Origin of the sequence: Rhodococcus sp. WAY2, from assembly GCF_009859915.1 — a bacterium.
In the GTDB taxonomy this organism is placed as follows: domain Bacteria; phylum Actinomycetota; class Actinomycetes; order Mycobacteriales; family Mycobacteriaceae; genus Rhodococcus_F; species Rhodococcus_F oxybenzonivorans.
On record NZ_CP046572.1, the window covers coordinates 3014259 to 3033852 of the forward strand.

Annotated in this window: 18 protein-coding genes; 13 read left to right on the top strand and 5 right to left on the bottom strand. The window is 67.3% G+C overall.

Annotation, left to right across the window (positions count from 1 at the left end; genetic code table 11):
- Positions 1-4: 4 nt before the first annotated feature.
- Together GFS60_RS13995 and GFS60_RS14000 are read right to left on the bottom strand one after the other, a co-directional pair.
- Entirely contained in the window at positions 5-847 is an 843-nt protein-coding gene (locus GFS60_RS13995; RefSeq protein WP_159922017.1) for a thioesterase family protein, read from the bottom strand.
- The gene (locus tag GFS60_RS14000) at positions 844-1770 is read right to left on the bottom strand and encodes a RecB family exonuclease (RefSeq protein ID WP_159922019.1); all 927 of its coding nucleotides are present in this window, start codon (positions 1768-1770) and stop codon (positions 844-846) included. Before GFS60_RS14000 ends, GFS60_RS13995 begins: the two co-directional genes overlap by 4 nt.
- A gap of 92 nt (positions 1771-1862) precedes the next feature.
- Here GFS60_RS14000 and GFS60_RS14005 point away from each other — a divergent pair, with 92 nt between their 5' ends.
- Complete coding sequence (locus GFS60_RS14005; protein ID WP_159922021.1) at positions 1863-2717, top strand: tRNA (adenine-N1)-methyltransferase; 855 nt, start codon at positions 1863-1865, stop codon at positions 2715-2717.
- A 60-nt stretch (positions 2718-2777) separates the two neighbouring features.
- Here GFS60_RS14005 and GFS60_RS14010 read toward each other — a convergent pair whose 3' ends face one another.
- Complete coding sequence (locus tag GFS60_RS14010; protein WP_159922023.1) at positions 2778-3287, bottom strand: hypothetical protein; 510 nt, start codon at positions 3285-3287, stop codon at positions 2778-2780.
- Positions 3288-3467: 180 nt separating this feature from the next.
- Here GFS60_RS14010 and arc point away from each other — a divergent pair, with 180 nt between their 5' ends.
- On the top strand, positions 3468-5243 hold the full coding sequence (gene arc / locus GFS60_RS14015) for a proteasome ATPase (protein ID WP_159922025.1): 1776 nt from the start codon (positions 3468-3470) through the stop codon (positions 5241-5243).
- A 30-nt stretch (positions 5244-5273) separates the two neighbouring features.
- On the opposite strand, the gene GFS60_RS14020 is transcribed toward arc, so the two are convergent.
- On the bottom strand, positions 5274-5858 hold the full coding sequence (locus GFS60_RS14020) for an NUDIX hydrolase (protein ID WP_159922027.1): 585 nt from the start codon (positions 5856-5858) through the stop codon (positions 5274-5276).
- Between the two features lie 178 nt (positions 5859-6036).
- Here GFS60_RS14020 and dop point away from each other — a divergent pair, with 178 nt between their 5' ends.
- The 4 genes from dop (at position 6037) to prcA (ending at position 9561) form a co-directional block, all read left to right on the top strand.
- Positions 6037-7536, top strand: a complete 1500-nt coding sequence (gene dop / locus GFS60_RS14025; protein ID WP_159922029.1) for a depupylase/deamidase Dop — start codon at positions 6037-6039, stop codon at positions 7534-7536.
- 170 nt (positions 7537-7706) lie between these two features.
- Positions 7707-7901 (top strand): ubiquitin-like protein Pup, encoded by a 195-nt coding sequence (locus GFS60_RS14030; protein ID WP_005242990.1) that lies wholly within the window; start codon positions 7707-7709, stop codon positions 7899-7901.
- A complete protein-coding gene (prcB, locus tag GFS60_RS14035) occupies positions 7898-8785 on the top strand; it encodes a proteasome subunit beta (protein ID WP_159922031.1) in 888 nt (295 codons plus the stop codon). Before GFS60_RS14030 ends, prcB begins: the two co-directional genes overlap by 4 nt.
- Positions 8782-9561, top strand: coding sequence for a proteasome subunit alpha (gene prcA, locus GFS60_RS14040; RefSeq protein ID WP_109329571.1), 780 nt, complete (start codon positions 8782-8784; stop codon positions 9559-9561). Before prcB ends, prcA begins: the two co-directional genes overlap by 4 nt.
- On the opposite strand, the gene GFS60_RS14045 is transcribed toward prcA, so the two are convergent.
- Entirely contained in the window at positions 9552-10925 is a 1374-nt protein-coding gene (locus GFS60_RS14045; protein WP_442972198.1) for a bifunctional phosphatase PAP2/diacylglycerol kinase family protein, read from the bottom strand. The two genes, prcA and GFS60_RS14045, sit on opposite strands and share 10 nt — an antisense overlap.
- Before the next feature lie 165 nt (positions 10926-11090).
- On the opposite strand from GFS60_RS14045, the gene pafA reads away from it, so the two are divergent.
- The 7 genes from pafA to GFS60_RS14080 all read left to right on the top strand — a co-directional run bounded on the left by pafA (position 11091) and on the right by GFS60_RS14080 (position 19572).
- Positions 11091-12449 (top strand): Pup--protein ligase, encoded by a 1359-nt coding sequence (pafA, locus tag GFS60_RS14050; protein ID WP_201453571.1) that lies wholly within the window; start codon positions 11091-11093, stop codon positions 12447-12449.
- Between the two features lie 47 nt (positions 12450-12496).
- Positions 12497-13492, top strand: a complete 996-nt coding sequence (locus tag GFS60_RS14055; RefSeq protein WP_201453572.1) for a helix-turn-helix transcriptional regulator — start codon at positions 12497-12499, stop codon at positions 13490-13492.
- Positions 13485-14465, top strand: coding sequence for a helix-turn-helix transcriptional regulator (locus GFS60_RS14060; RefSeq protein ID WP_159922035.1), 981 nt, complete (start codon positions 13485-13487; stop codon positions 14463-14465). Before GFS60_RS14055 ends, GFS60_RS14060 begins: the two co-directional genes overlap by 8 nt.
- Positions 14466-14618: 153 nt before the next feature.
- Positions 14619-14894, top strand: a complete 276-nt coding sequence (gene tatA, locus GFS60_RS14065; protein ID WP_159922037.1) for a Sec-independent protein translocase subunit TatA — start codon at positions 14619-14621, stop codon at positions 14892-14894.
- A 91-nt stretch (positions 14895-14985) separates the two neighbouring features.
- Positions 14986-16026: a twin-arginine translocase subunit TatC gene (tatC, locus tag GFS60_RS14070; protein WP_159922039.1), complete on the top strand. Its 1041-nt coding sequence runs from the start codon at positions 14986-14988 to the stop codon at positions 16024-16026.
- Between the two features lie 12 nt (positions 16027-16038).
- Positions 16039-18777: a DEAD/DEAH box helicase gene (locus GFS60_RS14075; protein WP_159922041.1), complete on the top strand. Its 2739-nt coding sequence runs from the start codon at positions 16039-16041 to the stop codon at positions 18775-18777.
- Between the two features lie 102 nt (positions 18778-18879).
- Positions 18880-19572, top strand: a complete 693-nt coding sequence (locus GFS60_RS14080; RefSeq protein ID WP_159922043.1) for a DUF4333 domain-containing protein — start codon at positions 18880-18882, stop codon at positions 19570-19572.
- The last annotated feature ends 22 nt before the right edge of the window (positions 19573-19594 follow it).

Genomic DNA, 19594 nt, shown 5'->3' on the forward strand with positions numbered 1-19594 from the left:
GAACTCAGGGGCGGACGCGGACCTGTACGGATTGGGTGATACGCCCGACCGCACCGGCGTCGTCGTAGAGCACGCCCGCGCACATGCCCACCCCGTCGGGGCCGATCGACGTTTCCGCGCTGACACCCACCCAGCTCCCCGACGGCACCCGGAACACGTGCACCGTGAGGTCCGTGTTCAGGAACGTCCACTGCGTCGGGTCGAGTTTGGAGCCGACGCCGTTGGCGATATCGGCCACGGAGAACAACCGCTCGAGCGGAGTCATCTGCTCACCCCGGACGAGGGCGGGCTTCGGCCTCGCCCACATCGCGGCGGGACCTTCGCCGCCGATCTCGGTGATCCACCGGTAGTCGAGGGTGTCGAGGTAACCGGATGCGGGGAAACGCCACACAGCACCGTCGCGGCCTGCTTCCGGCAATGGGAGAGGCGTGTCGGCGGTGTGCACCGTGGCGGCGTTATCGACGGTCTCCATTCGCCACCCGGTAGCCCTGGCCACTGCGCGCGGTCGGCCGGCGGTATCGGTGCTCCACAATTCCGCGACCACCAACTCCACCCGCCGCCCGGGACGCTGTACCCAGGAGCGGACCTCGAGTTCGGCGATCGGGATGGGGCCGAGGATATCGACGGCGACCCGGGTGACCCGCACGTCGGTTCGGGCGTCGCAGCGCTCGAGCGCGCGAAGGAGGAGGGCGGACGGGGGCGCGCCGTGTTGCATGGTGTCGGCCCACACGCTGACGGTCAGGTCGGTACTCGCGAACCGCTCGATGGTGACCTTCCGATCCGGATCGGACGCTGCAGCGCTCAGCGACTCCGAACCGACCGGAACGTAGTAGGACTCCGCACTCATTCGACGATCTCCTCGAATCCAGGGGTCTCCTCGGCCGGGCCCTCGGGCCATCCCGGATAGGGCGGCGGTGTTCCGCCGAACGACGGGCACAGGGCCTTGTGGTCGCACCAGTCGCATAGTCGGCTGGGCTTGGGGCGGAAGTCCCCGGTCGCACCCGCTGTCAGAATCGCTTTCCAGATGGCCGAGAGCGTGCGTTCGAATCGCAGCAGTTCGTCCTCGTCGGGCGCGTAGGTGAGCACGATGCCGGAGGCGAGGTACAGCAGGCGCAACTGGGCGGGCACGATCCCCCGGGTCCGGAGCAGCACCAGGGCGTAGAACTTCATCTGGAACAGGGCCTTGGACTCGCTCATTTCCCGCGGGGCGCGACCCGTCTTGTAGTCGACCACCCGCACCTCGCCGGTGGGCGCGACGTCGATGCGGTCGACGAAGCCGCGCAGCAACACCCCGTCGGCGAGTTCGGTCTCCACCCGCAGCTCACACGACTCGGCCTCGAACCGCGTCGGATCTTCCAGACCGTAGTAGGCGGTGACCAGGGAGCGGGCCTCGTCGAGGAACCCTTCACGCTCCTCGGCGGGTACCAATTCGATCAGTTCGGGGGTCTCGGCGAGCATCCGTTCCCATGAGGGATGGACGAGGTCGACGGCGCGCTCGGGCACACGCTCAGCGGCGGGTAACCCGAACAGGGTTTCCAGCGCCGCATGCACCACAGTGCCTTTCACCTGCGCCCGCGAGGGCGCCTCGGGGAGTCGGTCGACGGCCCGGAACCGGTAGAGCAACGGGCACTGCTTGAAGTCGCCGGCCCGGGAGGGGGAGAGCGCGGGGCGCCTGCGGGTTGCCGTTCCCGCTCCGAGCTGCAATGGGGAACCCTTCGTCTGTGATAGGGGACCCTCTGTCACAGGGGCTGCCGACTCTGAGATGCTCACACCTGGCAGGGTAGGCGCCTGGTCCGACAGTCTCGTCGCGGCCGCCGGCGAGTACGACGGCCGGAACGAACAGGCTGAGGAGTCGTTGACACATGGTAGGACGCGAAACGCGACCGAGCGGACCGTTTCGGGTGGGCGATCGCGTCCAGCTGACCGACGCCAAGGGCCGGCATTACACGGTCAACCTGGAGACGGGCAAGGAGTTCCACACCCACCGCGGCGGCATCCTGCACGACGACCTGATCGGCACCGACGAGGGCAGTGTCGTCAAGTCCACCAACGGCACCCCCTACCTGGCGTTGCGGCCGCTGCTGGTCGACTACATCCTGTCGATGCCGCGCGGCGCCCAGGTGATCTACCCGAAGGACGCCGCGCAGATCGTGCACGAGGGTGACGTGTTCCCCGGTGCGCGGGTGCTCGAGGCGGGCGCCGGATCCGGGGCGCTGACCTGCTCTCTTCTCCGTGCGGTGGGACCGCAGGGCCGGGTCATCTCCTACGAGGTTCGGGACGACCACGCCGAGCATGCGGTGCGCAACGTCGAGACCTTCTTCGGGGAACGACCGGACAACTGGGATCTGACCATCGCCGATGTCGCCGAGTTCGACGCCGAGGCGGCCGGCGGACAGGTGGATCGGGTCGTTCTCGACATGCTGGCGCCGTGGGACGCCCTGCCCGCCGTGTCGAAGGCGCTGGTTCCCGGCGGCGTTCTCGTCGTCTACGTCGCTACTGTGACGCAGCTCTCAAAAGTCGTCGAGGCGATGCGGGAGCAGGAGTGCTGGACCGAGCCCCGGTCGTGGGAGTCGATCGTGCGGGGCTGGCACGTGGTCGGCCTGGCGGTGCGCCCCGAGCACCGGATGCAGGGCCACACCGCGTTCCTCGTCAGTGCCCGGCGTCTCGCCGAGGGCACCGTCACCCCCAAGCCGCAGCGCAGGTCCGGCAAGGGCTGACCGACGAAAGCGGCGGCGCCCGAAGGGACGCCGCCGCGGAAACGGTCTCGCAGGTCTGTTCTAGCTGCAGCCGGTGCGGGCCATGCCCAGCAACGCGCAGGTGCTCTCGTCCGACACCTTCCAGGTGCCGTCGACGTTCTCCCATGTCCACGGGGTGGGAGCGGCGGTGCCGTGCGGGCTCGTCACCGCCACCTTCGCGGTGGCAATATCACCGTCTACCTGCACGTCCGTGAGAGTGAACGACACCGGGTAGTTGGCGGTGGCGGCGGTCATGGCCTCGATGTTGGAGCGGCGCTCGTCACCCTCGACCACCACGGCGGTCTTCTCGTCGACCGGGCGTGCGGGATCGACGAGAACCTGCAGCGTGGTGAGCAGTTCGTCCGAGCTGGGCGCGGCCACGGAGTCCTCGGCCGACGTCGCGGCCGCGGCCGTCGTGGCGGTGGCCGGTGTGGTGTCCGCGTTGTCGTCGGACGAGCACGACGCCAGGCCCAGCGCGAGGACGACGGCGCCGGTGGCGACCGCAGTCCTGCCGACGAGGGAAGTGCCGATCAGCGATGTGCGGATTATCACGACGAGCCCTTTCGTTACACAGAAGAGAGACACTGCTCAGCAGGTAGGCAAGGCTAACATGATGGAACTGGAGGTTCGGGTCTCTCGTTGGCCGATTCGCAATCGGCAGATTCCGTGTCACGGCGCAGAATTCGGGCGGTGCCGGTAGCGTTGATAGATCTTCATTGGGAGGAGACGCACATGAGCTCGACAGAGAACCCCGATTCGGTTGCGGCCGCACGAGAGCTCGAGGCGTTGCGCGCAGAGGCGTCGGCATTGCGGAGGCAGCTCGCGGAGTCGCCGGAACAGCTCCGTGAGATGGAATCGCGAGTGGACTCGTTGTCCATCCGTAACACCAAGCTGATGGACACCCTCAAGGAAGCACGCCAGCAGCTCATCGCTCTTCGAGAGGAAGTCGATCGCCTCGGCCAGCCGCCGAGCGGATACGGCGTCCTCCTCGGAGTGCACGACGACCAGACCGTGGACGTGTTCACCTCCGGTCGCAAGATGCGGTTGACGTGCTCACCGAACGTCGAGGCCGAGACGCTCAAGCTCGGTCAGACCGTGCGCCTCAACGAGGCCCTCACCATCGTCGAGGCCGGCACCTTCGAGCGTGTGGGCGAGATCAGCACCCTGCGCGAGATCCTCGACGACGGCCAGCGTGCCCTCGTGGTGGGTCACGCCGACGAGGAACGCATCGTCTGGCTGGCCGAACCCCTCGCCGCGGTCTTCGCCGACAGTGAGCGAGAGTCGGTCGCGTACGACGCGGAGTCACCCACCCGCAAGTTGCGGCCCGGTGATTCTCTGCTGGTCGACACCAAGGCCGGGTACGCGTTCGAGCGGATCCCGAAGGCGGAAGTCGAGGATCTCGTCCTCGAAGAGGTCCCGGACGTGCACTACGACGACATCGGCGGGCTCGGACGGCAGATCGAGCAGATCCGCGACGCGGTGGAGTTGCCGTTCCTGCACAAGGACCTCTTCCACGAGTACGCGCTCCGCCCACCCAAGGGTGTGCTCCTGTACGGCCCGCCCGGTTGCGGAAAGACACTCATCGCGAAGGCTGTCGCGAACTCGCTGGCCAAAAAGATCGCCGAGGCCCGCGGTGAGGACAGCAAGGAAGCGAAGTCGTTCTTCCTCAACATCAAGGGTCCCGAGCTGCTCAACAAGTTCGTCGGCGAGACGGAACGGCACATCCGGCTCATCTTCCAGCGGGCTCGCGAGAAGGCATCGGAGGGTACTCCCGTCATCGTGTTCTTCGACGAGATGGACTCGATCTTCCGTACCCGCGGATCGGGTGTCTCGTCCGACGTCGAGACCACCGTCGTCCCGCAGTTGCTCAGCGAGATCGACGGAGTCGAGGGGCTCGAGAACGTCATCGTGATCGGCGCCTCCAACCGCGAGGACATGATCGACCCCGCGATCCTGCGTCCGGGCCGCCTGGACGTGAAGATCAAGATCGAGCGTCCCGACGCGGAATCGGCACAGGACATTTTCTCCAAGTACCTGACCGAGACGCTGCCCGTCCACGCCGACGACCTGGCCGAGTTCGGTGGGGACCGCACCGCCTGCATCCGGGCGATGATCGAGCGGGTCGTCGACCGCATGTACGCCGAAAGTGAGGAGAACCGCTTCCTCGAGGTCACCTATGCCAACGGTGACAAGGAGGTGCTGTACTTCAAGGACTTCAACTCGGGTGCGATGATCCAGAACATCGTCGACCGGGCCAAGAAGTACGCGATCAAGTCGGTGCTCGACACCGGGGCCCCCGGCCTGCGGGTCCAGCACCTGTTCGATTCGATCGTCGACGAGTTCTCGGAGAACGAGGACCTGCCGAACACCACGAACCCGGACGACTGGGCACGCATTTCCGGCAAGAAGGGCGAGCGGATCGTCTACATCCGCACGTTGGTCACCGGCAAGAACGCGAGCGCGAGCCGCGCCATCGACACCGAGTCCAACACCGGCCAGTACCTGTAGCGGATTGCCCATACCGGCACGGCGGGAACATCATTCGTTTCCCGCCGTGCCGGTCTGTTCTCCGGGTCGGTTCTCGTCCGGGGCGACACGGTTTCCGAGCAGTGCGCGGGTGTCGGGAGCGAACGGCCATGCCGGGTCGCGGAGGTGGGTGAGCAGCTCTTCGGGGGTCCACCACCAGCCGGCCGCGATTTCGCTCTCCTGGTGAACGATCGGGCCGTCCCAATGGGTTTCGTAGGCGTAGAGGTGGCAGCGCAGGCGCAGCCCCTGCCACCGGCCGTTCCAGGACACCCTAGCGATCGGGGTGAGCACGGCACCGGTAATGCCCAGCTCCTCGGCCAATTCCCGGCCGGCGGCCTGTTCGGGGGTCTCGCCGGGATCGAGCACACCGCCCGCCAGGCAGTCGTGATGACCGGCGAACACCCTCTTGGTGTCGGACCGCCGGTGCACGTAGAGACGTTTTCCGTCGCCCGACCGCACGAGCACTCCGGCGCTGGCATGCCACAGCCCCTCGTCGTAGACCCGTGATCGTTCGGCGGACCCGACCGGGTGGCCTGCGTCGTCGAACACCGCCACCACTTCGTGTGCCTGTCGTGAAGTGTCCGGCGCGGAATCCATGCGTCCGATCCTGCCAGCAGCACGGTGACCCCGTCCCCGTCGGCGTCGGGGTGTTCAGGGCCTTGGCACGGCCGGTCGCTCGATTTCGGTGGAGGCCGGGGCACGTTCCGTCGACCGCTACCGGGAGTGCGCGCAGGCCTGACCGTCTCGGGAACCGGTGATCGCATAGGCTCGCAGCATGCAGCGGATCATCGGTGTCGAAGTCGAGTACGGAATCTCCTCGCCCAGCGAGCCGTCGGCCAATCCGATTCTGACCTCGACCCAGGCGGTGCTCGCCTATGCGGCAGCGGCCGGGGTGCCCCGGGCCAAGCGGACGCGGTGGGACTACGAGGTGGAGTCGCCCCTGCGTGACGCCCGCGGATTCGACCTCGGCCGGCTCAGCGGTCCGGCACCGGTCATCGACGCCGACGAGGTCGGTGCCGCCAACATGATCCTCACCAACGGCGCGCGCCTGTACGTCGACCACGCCCATCCGGAGTATTCCGCCCCCGAGGTCACCGACCCGCTCGACGCGGTGATCTGGGACAAGGCGGGTGAGCGGGTGATGGAAGCCGCCGCCCGGCACGCGTCGAGTGTGCCCGGTGCACCGCGGCTGCAGCTGTACAAGAACAACGTGGACGGCAAGGGCGCCTCCTACGGCACCCACGAGAATTACCTCATGTCGCGGGCTACCCCGTTCTCCGCGGTGATCAACGGCCTCACCCCGTTCTTCGCGTCCCGTCAGGTGATCACCGGGTCCGGGCGGGTGGGCATCGGTCAGTCCGGCGACGAGGCCGGTTTCCAGTTGTCGCAGCGGGCCGACTACATCGAGGTGGAGGTCGGCCTCGAGACGACGCTCAAGCGTGGGATCATCAACACCCGCGACGAACCCCATGCCGATGCGGACAAGTACCGCCGGCTCCACGTCATCATCGGTGACGCCAACCTGGCCGAGATGTCGACGTACCTCAAAGTTGGCACCACCGCCCTGGTTCTCGATCTCATCGAGGCCGGCGTCGATCTCACCGACCTCCAGCTGGCGCGCCCGGTGACCGCCGTGCACCACATCAGTCACGACCCCACCTTGCGGGCCACTGTGGCGTTGGCCGACGGCCGGGAGCTGACCGGGCTTGCCCTGCAGCGGATCTATCACGACCGGGTTGCGAAATTCGTCTCCGCCGAGGGCAACGACGACCCCCGCGTCACCGATCTGCTCGAAAAATGGGCCATGGTGCTCGACCTGCTCGAGCGTGATCCGCTGGAGTGCTCACACCTACTGGACTGGCCGGCGAAGCTGCGTCTCCTGGAGGGTGCGCGCAGCCGGGAGGGCCTCGGATGGGCCGCCCCCAAATTGCACCTGATCGACCTCCAGTACTCCGACGTGCGTCTCGACAAGGGGCTGTACAACCTCCTGGTGTCGCGCGGGTCGATGGAACGGCTCGTCACCGAGCAGCAGGTCCTGGACGCCGTCGATGCACCGCCGATCGACACCCGCGCGTACTTCCGCGGCGAGTGCCTGCGCAAGTTCGGTGCCGACATTGCGGCTGCGAGCTGGGATTCGGTGATCTTCGACCTGGGTGGAGACTCCCTGGTCCGTATCCCGACTCTCGAGCCGCTCCGGGGCAGCAAAGCCCACGTCGGAGCGTTGCTGGAGTCGGCGACCACCGCGAAGGAGCTCGTCGACGAGCTCACGAACTGAGCCCTCCGGTCGGTCACGGTGGGCCCCGCCGGTGAACTCGCCGCCGCGTCGGCACACGTGGGGCGTCGGCGCTCGGTAGGGTGAAGGTCCGAGCGGATGATCAGTCAGACTGCTTGGCAGAACAGGACGCTCGGAAGAAGAGCTCCCTTTACACAAGGAGGTCGGCGGCGATGGCACAGGAGCAGACCAAACGTACTGGTGGCGGCGATGAGGACGACACCCCCGGCGGTGACGGAGCTGCAGGTCAGGAACGTCGTGAAAAGCTGGCAGAAGACACCGACGACCTCCTCGACGAGATCGACGACGTACTCGAGGAGAATGCCGAGGACTTTGTCCGGGCCTATGTCCAGAAGGGCGGCCAGTGACGGCGGATCGACCGGCACTGCGGATACACAACGGTGACACGAGGCTCAGCTTCGGCTCGAACCTGTCCTCTTTCACCGAGTATCTGCGTGGTCATGCACCAGAATTGCTGCCGGAGAATCGCATCGGCCTTCGCTCGCACTCGACCGCACGGGGTGGTGACGGGATGGACAGCGGTGATCTCGCACCGCACGGAACGACGATCGTGGCGCTCACCTACAAGGGTGGGGTGCTCATCGCCGGTGACCGGCGAGCGACACAGGGAAACCTGATCGCCAGTCGCGACGTGGAAAAGGTGTACATCACCGACGAATACTCGGCTGCCGGAATCGCAGGCACCGCCGGTATCGCGATCGAGTTGGTGCGGCTCTTCGCCGTCGAGCTCGAGCATTACGAGAAGATCGAGGGCGTTCAGCTCACGTTCGACGGCAAGGCGAATCGCCTGGCGTCGATGGTGCGCGGCAATCTCGGTGCCGCGATGCAGGGCCTCGCCGTGGTGCCGCTCCTCGTCGGCTACGACCTCGACGCGGACGACGACGCGCGGGCGGGCCGCATCGTGTCCTACGACGTGGTCGGCGGTCGCTACGAGGAACGCTCCGGATACCACGCGGTCGGTTCGGGTTCGTTGTTCGCGAAGTCGTCGCTGAAGAAGCTGTATACGCCGGAGAGTGACGAGGAGACCGCGTTGCGCGCGGCCATCGAGTCGCTGTACGACGCCGCTGACGACGACTCTGCCACCGGCGGGCCGGATGTGACCAGGGGTATCTACCCGACAGCGGTGACGATCACGCAGGCCGGGGCGGTGCACGTGTCCGAAGACACGACGTCGGAGTTGGCGCGGCGCATCGTCGCCGAGCGGACCGAAGAAGGGGGGTCGGCGCGATGACCATGCCGTACTACGCATCAGCCGAGCAGATCATGCGGGATCGCTCGGAGCTGGCGCGCAAGGGCATCGCCCGGGGGCGTAGCGTCGTGGTGCTCACCTTCCACGACGGTGTGTTGTTCGTCGCGGAGAATCCGTCGACCGCCCTGCACAAGGTGAGCGAGCTGTATGACCGCCTCGGGTTCGCGGCGGTGGGGAAATACAACGAGTTCGAGAATTTGCGCCGGGCCGGCATCGTGCACGCCGACATGCGCGGTTACTCCTACGACCGCCGCGATGTGACGGGTCGGTCGCTGGCCAACGCCTATGCGCAGACGCTGGGCACGATCTTCACCGAGCAGCCCAAGCCCTACGAGGTGGAAATCTGCGTCGCCGAGGTGGGGCGGGTGGGAAGTCCCAAGGCGCCGCAGTTGTACCGCATCACCTACGACGGATCCATCGTCGACGAGCAGGACTTCGTGGTGATGGGTGGCACGACGGAACCGATCGCCACTGCCATGCGTGAGTCCTATCGCGCCGATCTGGGCCTCGAGGACGCGGTCGGGGTCGCGGTCAACGCATTGCGGCAGGGCGGTGCGGGCGACGGTGAACGCCGCAACGTCGATGTGTCGGCTCTCGAGGTGGCGGTGCTCGATCAGACCCGTCCCCGGCGCGCGTTCCGGCGGATCGTCGGGAGTGCGCTCGAGGGGCTGCTTCCGGAGCCGCCCGCCGCCCCGTCGGAATCGGCCGCAGAGCCGACTCCGGACAACGGGACGACGTCGACCGAATCTCAGGGCTGAGGGCGGTACACCGCGAGCGCTTCGGGCTCGGCCCGGAAGTCGAAGGTGCGGGCGTCGGCGACTACTTCGCCGTCGGTCGCCAGAGCGACCGGTGATCCGTCGACCTGCACGGTCAGCCTCGGCACCAGCGACCGGACGTACACCGGTGTGGTGCCGAGGGTGCCGGTCGCCGCGGCGAACAGCAGCCGGGATCGTGAGGCGCGGCGGTCTGCCCGCACATATCGCACATCGAGCATTCCGCCGGTGATCGCCGGGCGTGACATCGGAACCTGATCGGCCGGCGAGTACCGGCCGTTTCCGACGAACAGCATCCAGATCAGCACCGGTTCCTCGTCGATGGTGACGGCAAGGGGTGCGGCGGCGGACAGGATCCGGATCATTGCGGCGCAGGCGGCCGGCCATTTCCCGAGCCGCGGCTGCCACTTTTCCCGTAGTCGCACGGCGTCCGGGTATCCACCCAGGCTGGCAGTGTTGAGGAACGGAGCCGGCGCTGCGACGTCGGTGACGACGACGGCCTTGTCGACGTGCCGGGCGCGCCCCTCCTCGACAGCCTCTCCCGTTCCGGCGATGTCGGTGACGCCCGCGTCGCGGGCGAAGTGATTGAGAGTGCCCCCGGGGAAGACCGCCAGCGGCAGCGTGTGGCGGACCGCTGCCGCTGCCACCGCGACCACCGTGCCGTCGCCGCCGCAGACCCCGAGCGCCTGCGGTCGGGTCCCGCCGATCCAGGTGTCGAGCTGCTCGGCGAAATCCTGGTCCATGTCGAGGGTGCGCACCAGTGCACTCGGCAAGGCGGCGCCGATCTCGTCGATCGGCGCATCGTCGCCGGGTCCGGATCCGGGATTGACCACCACGAGTAGTCCTTCGCCACCAGGCAGTGCGGGAACGTCGGCCGCGGAACCGAGGTCGGCCGGGTCCTCCGAGCGGACCGCCCACCAGCGTCGGGTGCTCGAGGCCACGACACCACCGAACGCGAGCCCGACGAGCACGTCACTCGGCCAGTGGACTCCGTTGTGGACGCGGGAGTAGGCGACTGCCGCCGCGAGGGGTGCCAGCACGGCCCCGGTGACCGGCGACTCGAGGGCGACCCCGGTGGTGAAGGCGGCCGCGGATGCGGCATGCCCGGACGGGAACGACGACGACAGCGGAATGCGCACCCCCCGCAGCACGCTGGCCCATTGCCGGGCGGTGGGCCGCCGCCGAGGGAACAGCGGTTTCAGGATCCCGTTGGCCAGCATGCTGGCCAGGGCGAGGGACAGCAGACCGCGGACACCGCCGCGCCGCGCCCGCCCGCCGACGGCGGTGAGTACTGCTGCGGCTGCCCACCACAGCACCCCTTTGTCGGCGGCACGGCTGAGGAAACGCATCACCCGGTCGGCCTCGGACGGACGTAGATTGGCGCTGCGATCGAACACGAATTCGTCGGCTCGGTGGATCCGGTGTAACGGTGGCTTCACGACCTCAGAGTATGCGTGCGGTGTCGCCGATGGTTTTCTCGCTCCGCCGCGTGATCCGCGTTGTACTGTCGAGGTGTGCAGCGACGAATCATGGGTATTGAGACTGAGTTCGGTGTGACCTGCACCTTCCATGGTCACAGGCGACTGAGCCCCGACGAGGTTGCGCGCTACCTGTTCCGGCGGGTGGTGTCGTGGGGCCGTAGTTCCAACGTGTTCCTCCGGAACGGTGCCCGCCTGTATCTGGACGTCGGCTCGCACCCCGAGTACGCGACGGCGGAGTGCGACAACCTGATCCAGTTGGTCAATCACGACCGGGCGGGGGAGCGGGTCCTCGAGGAACTGCTCATCGACGCGGAGCAGCGGCTCGCCGAAGAAGGCATCGGCGGCGACATCTACCTGTTCAAGAACAACACCGACTCCGCCGGTAACTCGTACGGCTGCCACGAGAACTTCCTGGTGGCGCGCGCCGGGGAGTTCTCCCGGATCTCCGACGTCCTGTTGCCGTTCCTGGTGACGCGGCAGCTGATCTGCGGTGCCGGCAAGGTCCTGCAGACTCCCAAGGCGGCCACCTTCTGCCTCTCGCAGCGGGCGGAGCACATCTGGGAGGGAGTCTCCTCGGCGACTACCCGGTCGCGGCCCATCATCAATACGCGCGACGAACCGCACGCCGACGCCGAGAAGTACCGTCGCCTCCACGTGATCGTCGGTGATTCCAACATGTCGGAGTCGACCACCATGCTGAAGGTGGGAACCGCGGCCCTCGTCCTGGAGATGATCGAGGCCGGGGTCTCGTTCCGCGATTTCGCGCTCGACAACCCGATCCGCGCCATCCGCGAGGTCAGTCATGACGTCACCGGACGTCGCCCGGTGCGGTTGGCCGGCGGCCGGCAGGCCAGTGCACTGGACATTCAGCGCGAGTACCACGCGCGCGCGGTGGAACACCTGCAGAACCGCGAACCCGACGCACAGGTCAGCCAGGTGGTGGATCTGTGGGGCCGGATGCTCGATGCGGTGGAGTCGCAGGACTTCGCCAAGGTGGACACGGAGATCGACTGGGTGATCAAGCGCAAGCTGTTCCAGCGCTACCAGGACCGGGACGGGTTCGAGCTCGCCGACCCGAAGATCGCGCAACTCGACCTGGCGTACCACGACATCAAACGTGGTCGCGGTGTGTTCGACCTGCTCCAGCGCAAGGGGCTGGTGAAGCGGATCACCGAGGACGAGACGATCGAGGCTGCCGTGGACACACCGCCGCAGACGACCCGCGCGAAGCTGCGCGGTGAGTTCATCACCGCAGCTCAGGAGGCCGGCCGCGACTTCACCGTCGACTGGGTGCACCTCAAGCTCAACGATCAGGCGCAGCGGACCGTCCTGTGCAAGGACCCGTTCCGGTCGGTCGACGAACGGGTGGAGCGGTTGATTGCCTCGATGTAACCGCGCTGCGGGAGTTCGGAACCAACCCACCCACTAGGCTTCCGGGCGTGCCGACATCCAAGATCGAGCGCTTGATGAACCTGGTGATCTGTCTGCTGTCCACCAGGCAGTTCCTCACGGCCGAGAAGATTCGCGAGAGTGTAGCCGGATACGCCGACTCCGCCAGCGACGAGGCCTTCAGTCGCATGTTCGAACGCGACAAGAACGAACTCCGTGACCTCGGTGTGCCCCTCGAGACCGGGCAGGCGTCGCGTTTTTCCACGGTCGAGGGCTACCGCATCAACCGCAACGCGTACGAACTTCCCGACATCGACCTCACCCGGGAGGAATCGGCGGCCGTGGCGGTGGCGGTGCAGTTGTGGGAGTCGCCGGAATTGACCTCGGCAGCACAGGGTGCGTTGCTGAAATTGCGGGCGGCGGGGGTGCAGGTGGATCCCGACTCTGCGGCCACCCCCGTTACCGCCGTCCCGGCACGCACACGAGGGTCGGAACCGGCGCTGGGCAAGCTGCTGGCCGCGATCGATGCCGGTCGTGCGGTGCACTTTCCCCACCGGGGTGCGCTCAACGAGCCGTACACCGAACGCACGGTCGAGCCGTGGGGTGTCGTCACAGCGCACGGTCGCTGGTATCTCGTCGGCCACGACGTCGACCGTGGTGCCGTGCGGACGTTCCGGCTCTCGCGGATCGGTGACGAGGTGACGGCGTTCGGTCCGGCCGGTGTGGTGCACAAGCCGGCCGACGTCGATCTTCGTGCAATCGTGGATCGGGTCACCGGATCGGGTGCGGTCACCGGCACCGCAACGGTGTGGGTGGCCGAGGGGCGCGCCCAGGAGTTGCGGCGGCTGGGCACCACGACCGGGGAACAACAAGTGGCCCAGCGCAGCGGCAGTGTTCTGCAGATTCCGGTGCGGTCGCGGGACTGGATCGCCCGGCTGATCGCCGGACACGGGGCGGATGCATTGGTCCTCGACCCACCGGAACTGCGCGACGACGTGCTGGCCAAGCTGCGGGACGCGGCGGAACAGGGGGCGCGGAGTGAGTAACAGATTGTCGTCGAGACTCTCGCGGCTACTCAATCTGGTGCCGTACTTCATCGCGAATCCGGGAATGAGCGCAGCGGAAGCCGCCGCCGAACTCGGGGTGACGACCACCCAGCTGATGACCGACCTCAATCAATTGTGGGTGTGCGGGTTGCCGGGGTACGGCCCCGGCGACCTGATCGACCTCTCGTTCTCCGAGGAAAGCATCGAGGTGACGTTCTCGGCAGGCATCGACCGTCCGTTGCGGTTGACGTCCACCGAGGCGACCGCGCTGCTGATTGCTCTGCGTTCGCTGGTCGAGATGCCCGGCATGGTCGACCCGTCGGCGGCGCACAGCGCGATCGCGAAGATCGAGGACGCCGCCGGCACGGCCGCGGCGCGTACCCCGGCAACGGTCTCGCCAGGCCGGGAGACTGCCGAAGACGTGGAGGAAGACCCCATCGCCGCAACGGTCCGCGCCGCCCTCCATCATCGCCGTGCACTCGACCTCACCTACTATTCCGCCTCGCGGGACCGGGTGAGTGAGCGCACGGTGGATCCGGTCCGCATCGTGCTGGTCGACAACCACAGCTACCTGCAGGCGTGGTGCCGTCAGGCCGAAGGGGTGCGTCTCTTCCGGCTCGACCGCATCGACGCCGCCACCGAACTGGAGGAGCCCTCCACACCGCCGGCGCAGGCGCTGGTGCGGGATTCGAATTTGGAACTGTTCAGTGGCGACCCCTCCCTTCCGCATGCCCGGCTGCACATCACCGCCGAGTGCGTGTGGGTGCTCGACTACTACCCGATGGATGTGCTGGCCGTGGGTGCGGACGGTGCCGTCGAGGCGAGCATGAGCTACGGGGCACTCGAGTGGATGGCGCGGCTCGTCCTCGGCTTCGGTGGTGGCATCACCGTCCTCGAACCGGTCGAGCTCGTCGAGGAGGTGCGGCGCCGCGCGGTCGAGGCCCTCGCGGCGTATGAGGCCGTGGACGTCTGAGTCAGCGTTCGAGGACTGCTCGCCGATGTGCGTTCACAGCGTTCGGTGAGGAAACCGACAGTCGAATCGCAGCGTGACTAGCCGGTTTCGACGCGGCTGGTCCGGGGCCGGTCCGGTAGCATCGGGATCACCTGATCTTTTGGAGGTTTCATCATGGGAGCCATGAGCCCCTGGCACTGGGCCATCGTTGCGTTGGTCGTTGTCATCCTTTTCGGTTCCAAGAAGCTGCCCGACGCAGCTCGTGGACTCGGCCGCTCGCTTCGCATCTTCAAGAGCGAGGTCAAGGAGATGCAGAACGACAACAACGCTCCGGCGCCCACCGCGCAGCAGAGCGCACCCGCCGAACTGCCCGTGGCGGATACCACCACCACGCCCGTCACGCCTCCCGCTCCGGTGCAGCCGCAGCACCCCGAGCACAAGTCGGCGTAGTCCGAGCCGTCCGGCAACCGGGGTGACCTCGTCACCCCGGTTGCTTGCTGACCGAGACCGGTTCGCCTGCTGATCAAGACTAGGGCCCATAGTGCGTATTCCGTTCGATCCGCGACACAGCAAGCGGAGGACCAATCCCGACGGCACCATGTCGTTGGTCGATCACCTTTACGAGTTGCGCACGCGACTGCTCCTGTCCGTGCTGGCGATCCTCGTCACTACCGCGGTCGGCTTCTTCTGGTATTCCCATCAGCTTCTCGGCATCGAGAGCCTGGGTGAGCTGCTGCGCGGGCCGTACTGTTCACTGCCCGACTCGAGCCGGGCGGATCTCAGTAGCGACGGCGCGTGCCGGCTGCTCGCCACCGGACCGTTCGAGCAGTTCATGTTGCGGTTCAAGGTGGCTTTCACCGCGGGCATCGTTCTGGCGTGCCCGATCTGGCTGTACGAGCTGTGGGCCTTCATCACGCCCGGCCTGTATGCGAAGGAACGCCGCTACGCCATCGGCTTCGTGGTGTCGGGGGCGCTGCTGTTCGTCGCCGGCGCGGTGCTGGCGTACGTGGTGGTCGCCAAGGCGTTGCACTTCCTGTTGACGATCGGCGACAACGTTCAGATCACGGCGCTCGGTGGTGCCGAGTACTTCGGGTTCATCGTCAATCTCCTGATCATCTTCGGTGTCAGTTTCGAGATTCCGTTGCTCATCGTCGCGCTGAACTTCGTCGGCATCTTGCCGTACGCCAAGCTCAAGGCATGGCGGCGCGGGTTGATCTTCGCCTTGTTCGTCTTCGCCGCGATCGCCACGCCCGGGCAGGACCCGTTCTCGATGCTGGCGCTCGCGCTGGCCCTGACGGTGCTGTTCGAAATCGCCGTGCAGATCGCCCGCCTCAACGACCGAAGGAAGGCGCGGCGCAGCGAACAGGAATGGGGGGCGCTGGACGACGACGAAGCGTCGCCGATCGCCGCCCCGAAGGATCTGGACGAGGCCTTCGACGCCGCGCCGACCCCGGTTCCCGAGCCCGCCGGCCGCTTCCGGCGTGGCCGCAAATCCGGCCGGTCCGGTTCAGCGATCCAGAGTGACGGCGCCACCACGACCGGCCCCAACACACCGGGTCAGGACTTTTCCGACACCCTGTGACAATCTGACGGGGTGGCTGTAACAACAGGCGAGGCAACCGGCGGCACCGAGCTCGACGTGTTCTCGGCGCTGCTCGGTTTCGTCCTCGACCCCTTCCAGATCAATGCCTGCCGCGCGCTCGAGGCCGGGCACGGTGTCCTCGTGTGCGCACCGACCGGTGCAGGCAAGACGGTGGTCGGTGAGTTCGCCGTGCACCTGGCCCTCGCGTCGGGGCGCAAATGCTTCTACACCACGCCCATCAAGGCGCTGAGCAACCAGAAGTACGCCGAGTTGGTGCGCAGGTACGGCAAGAATTCGGTGGGTTTGCTGACCGGCGATTCGAGCATCAACTCCGACGCCCCCGTGGTGGTGATGACCACCGAGGTCCTGCGCAACATGCTGTACGCCGACTCGCCGGCGTTGCGCGGTCTGTCCCACGTGGTGATGGACGAGGTGCACTTTTTGGCGGATCGGTTCCGCGGCGCGGTGTGGGAAGAGGTGATCCTGCACCTGTCCGAGGACGTGCGGCTGGTCAGCCTGTCGGCGACGGTCAGCAACGCCGAGGAATTCGGTGCCTGGATGGAAACCGTCCGGGGTGACACCACCGTGGTCGTCGACGAAACCCGCCCGATCCCGCTGTGGCAGCACATCATGGTCGGCCGTCGACTGTTCGACCTCTTCGACACCCGGGCCCGCACCACGGGCGGCCGCCGCGACCTGGTGGTCGACCAGGACCTGGTCCGGCACGTCAAACAGCGGCAGGCACTCGACCGGGTCGACCCTTGGGAGTCCCGTGAACGTGGGCGGCGAGGAGGCCGCGGTGGGGTTCCGAGCGACTTCCGCCCGCTGCCGCGTCCGGAGGTCATTGCCCGCCTCGACGACGAGGGACTGCTCCCGGCCATCACTTTCATCTTCAGCAGGGCCGGCTGCGACGCCGCCCTGGCGCAGTGCCTGCGGTCGCGGCTCGACCTGACGACTGCCGAGCAGGTAGCCGAGATCCGCACGATCATCGACGCCCACACCGGTGACCTACCGAAGGCGGATCTCGAAGTGCTCGGCTACTGGGAGTGGCGGAAGGCGCTCGAGCGGGGACTCGCCGCGCACCACGCCGGCATGCTGCCCGCGTTCCGTCAGACCGTCGAGGAGTTGTTCGTCAAAGGTCTGGTCCGCGCGGTCTTCGCCACGGAGACATTGGCGCTCGGCATCAACATGCCCGCCCGCACGGTGGTCCTGGAACGGCTCGTGAAGTACAACGGCGAAGCGCACGCCGAATTGACGCCGGGGGAGTACACCCAGCTCACCGGCCGCGCCGGTCGCCGCGGCATCGACGTCGAGGGGCACGCGGTGGTGCTGTGGCAGCCCGGGGTGGAGCCGGTGGACGTCGCGGGCCTCGCCTCCACCCGTACCTTCCCGCTACGCAGTTCGTTCCGTCCCGGCTACAACATGACGATCAACCTGATCGACCGGATGGGTGCTGCCGAATCGCGGGCCCTGTTGGAGAGGTCGTTCGCTCAGTTCCAGGCCGACCGTTCCGTGGTCGGGCTGACGCGGGGTATCGAACGCAACGAGGCGGCGATGGCCACCCTGCGGGAGCGGCTCGGCGGCGAAGACGGCGAGTACTTCGAATACGCGCGGCTGCGGGAAGAACTGAGCAGCAGGGAGCGGGCCCTCGAGCGACAGGGCCGCAGCGAGCGCCGCGACGCCGCCGTCGAGTCCCTCACCTCGTTGCGGCGCGGTGACGTGATCGCGATTCCGGTGGGCAGGCATTCGGGTCTGGCCGTCGTCCTGGAACCCGACCGGGACCCGACCGATCCGAAGCCGCTGATTTTGACGGAAGGGAAGTGGGCGGGCCGGGTGTCGGCCGGCGACTTCCCCGAGCCCGCGCGGTCGCTGGGCTCGATGCGGATGCCTCGCCGAGTCGACCATCACACCGCCCGGGTTCGCCGCGATCTGGCTTCGGCGTTGCGCAGCACCGGCATTGTCGTGCCGGGACGCCGCAAGAAGAAGAAAGCGGGCGCCGCCGACGACGCGGAGATCGCGCGGCTGCGGCGGGCGATCCGTCAGCATCCCTGCCACTCCTGGCCCGACCGTGAACAGTTGAGCCGGATCGGTGAGCGGTACAACCGGCTGGCCCGCGAGACCGAGACCATGCGGCAGAAGGTGGCCGCCACGACCAACTCGTTGGCCCGCACCTTCGACCGCATCCTGGCGCTGCTGACCGAACGTGGGTATGTCACTGCGGGTGAGCATCCGGAGGCCACCGAGGACGGCGCCCGACTGAGCCGAATCTACTCGGAGAGTGACCTTCTCGTCGCCGAGTGCCTACGCCAGGGTGTGTGGAAGGGGCTGGGTCCCGCCGAGCTCGCCGCCGTCGTCTCGTCCGTGGTCTTCGAATCGCGGCGCGAAGGCGACACCATCGAACAGGGTGGGCCCGGGGCGTTGCGGTACGCGCTCGACGAGACGGTGCGGGTGTGGCGGGATCTGCGGGCCGAGGAGATCCGGTACAAACTGCCGCCGACGCGTGAACCCGATTTGGGGTTCGCCTCGGCCATTTTCCAATGGACGAGCGAGAATTCGTTGGTCGACGCGTTGATCGCCGCCGGCGATCAGGGACGTGCTCTCTCGGCGGGTGACTTCGTCCGCTGGTGCCGACAGGTGATCGATCTGCTCGAGCAGGTCCGCTCGACGTCACCGGACCCCGGGGTGAGCAGGGCGGCCGGCCGCGCGGTGTCCGCGATACGTCGTGGTGTCGTCGCGGTGGATGCAGCGTGACCCGGCGACTGTGTGGTTCGATTCGCACGCCGTCCGACGACCCGAATGCGGGTGCGGGGCGCTACGGTATGACGACAAGTGACACGTGAGCGGGAGGCGACGATGAGCGGCCCTTACGGACCGAACGACCCGAACGGACAGTGGGGCCCGGGTCAGGGTAACCCTGACCAGACCGGCGGCCAGTACGGGTCGCCCCAGTACGGTCAGCAACCACCCGCCCAGCCGTGGGGACAACCGGCACCCGGGGGTCAGCCGGGGCAACCGCAGTGGGGTCAGCAACCGCAGCAGCCCGGCCAACCCCAGCAGCCCGGCCAACCGCAGTGGGGTCAACAGCCGCAACCCGGCCAGCTCGGTCAACCGGGTCAGCAGCAATGGGGTCAACAGCCCGGCCAACCCCAGTGGGGTCAGCAGCCCGGGCAACCTCAGCAGTGGGGACAGGCACCCGGTCAGCAGCAGTGGGGTCAGCCGCCGGCGTCGTCCGGCAAGTCGAAGGTGCCGTGGATCATCGGCGGTGTGGTGGCGCTGCTGGTGGTCGTGGGCGTGGCACTGGCCCTCGCGTTCACCGTGTTCGGCACCGACACCCTCGACCAGAAGGCCGCCGAGGAGGGTGTCGAGCGCATCGTCACCGAATCGTACGGTGCCGAGAACGTGTCCGGCGTGTCCTGCCCGGCTGACCAGGAAGTGAAGGAGGGCAACAGCTTCGAGTGCACACTCACAGTCGATGGTGAGAAGAAGCAAGTCACCCTGACCTTCACCGACGACAAGGGCACCTACGAGGTCAGCCGTCCCAGTTAGATCCGGTAATCCGCCGCGGTCG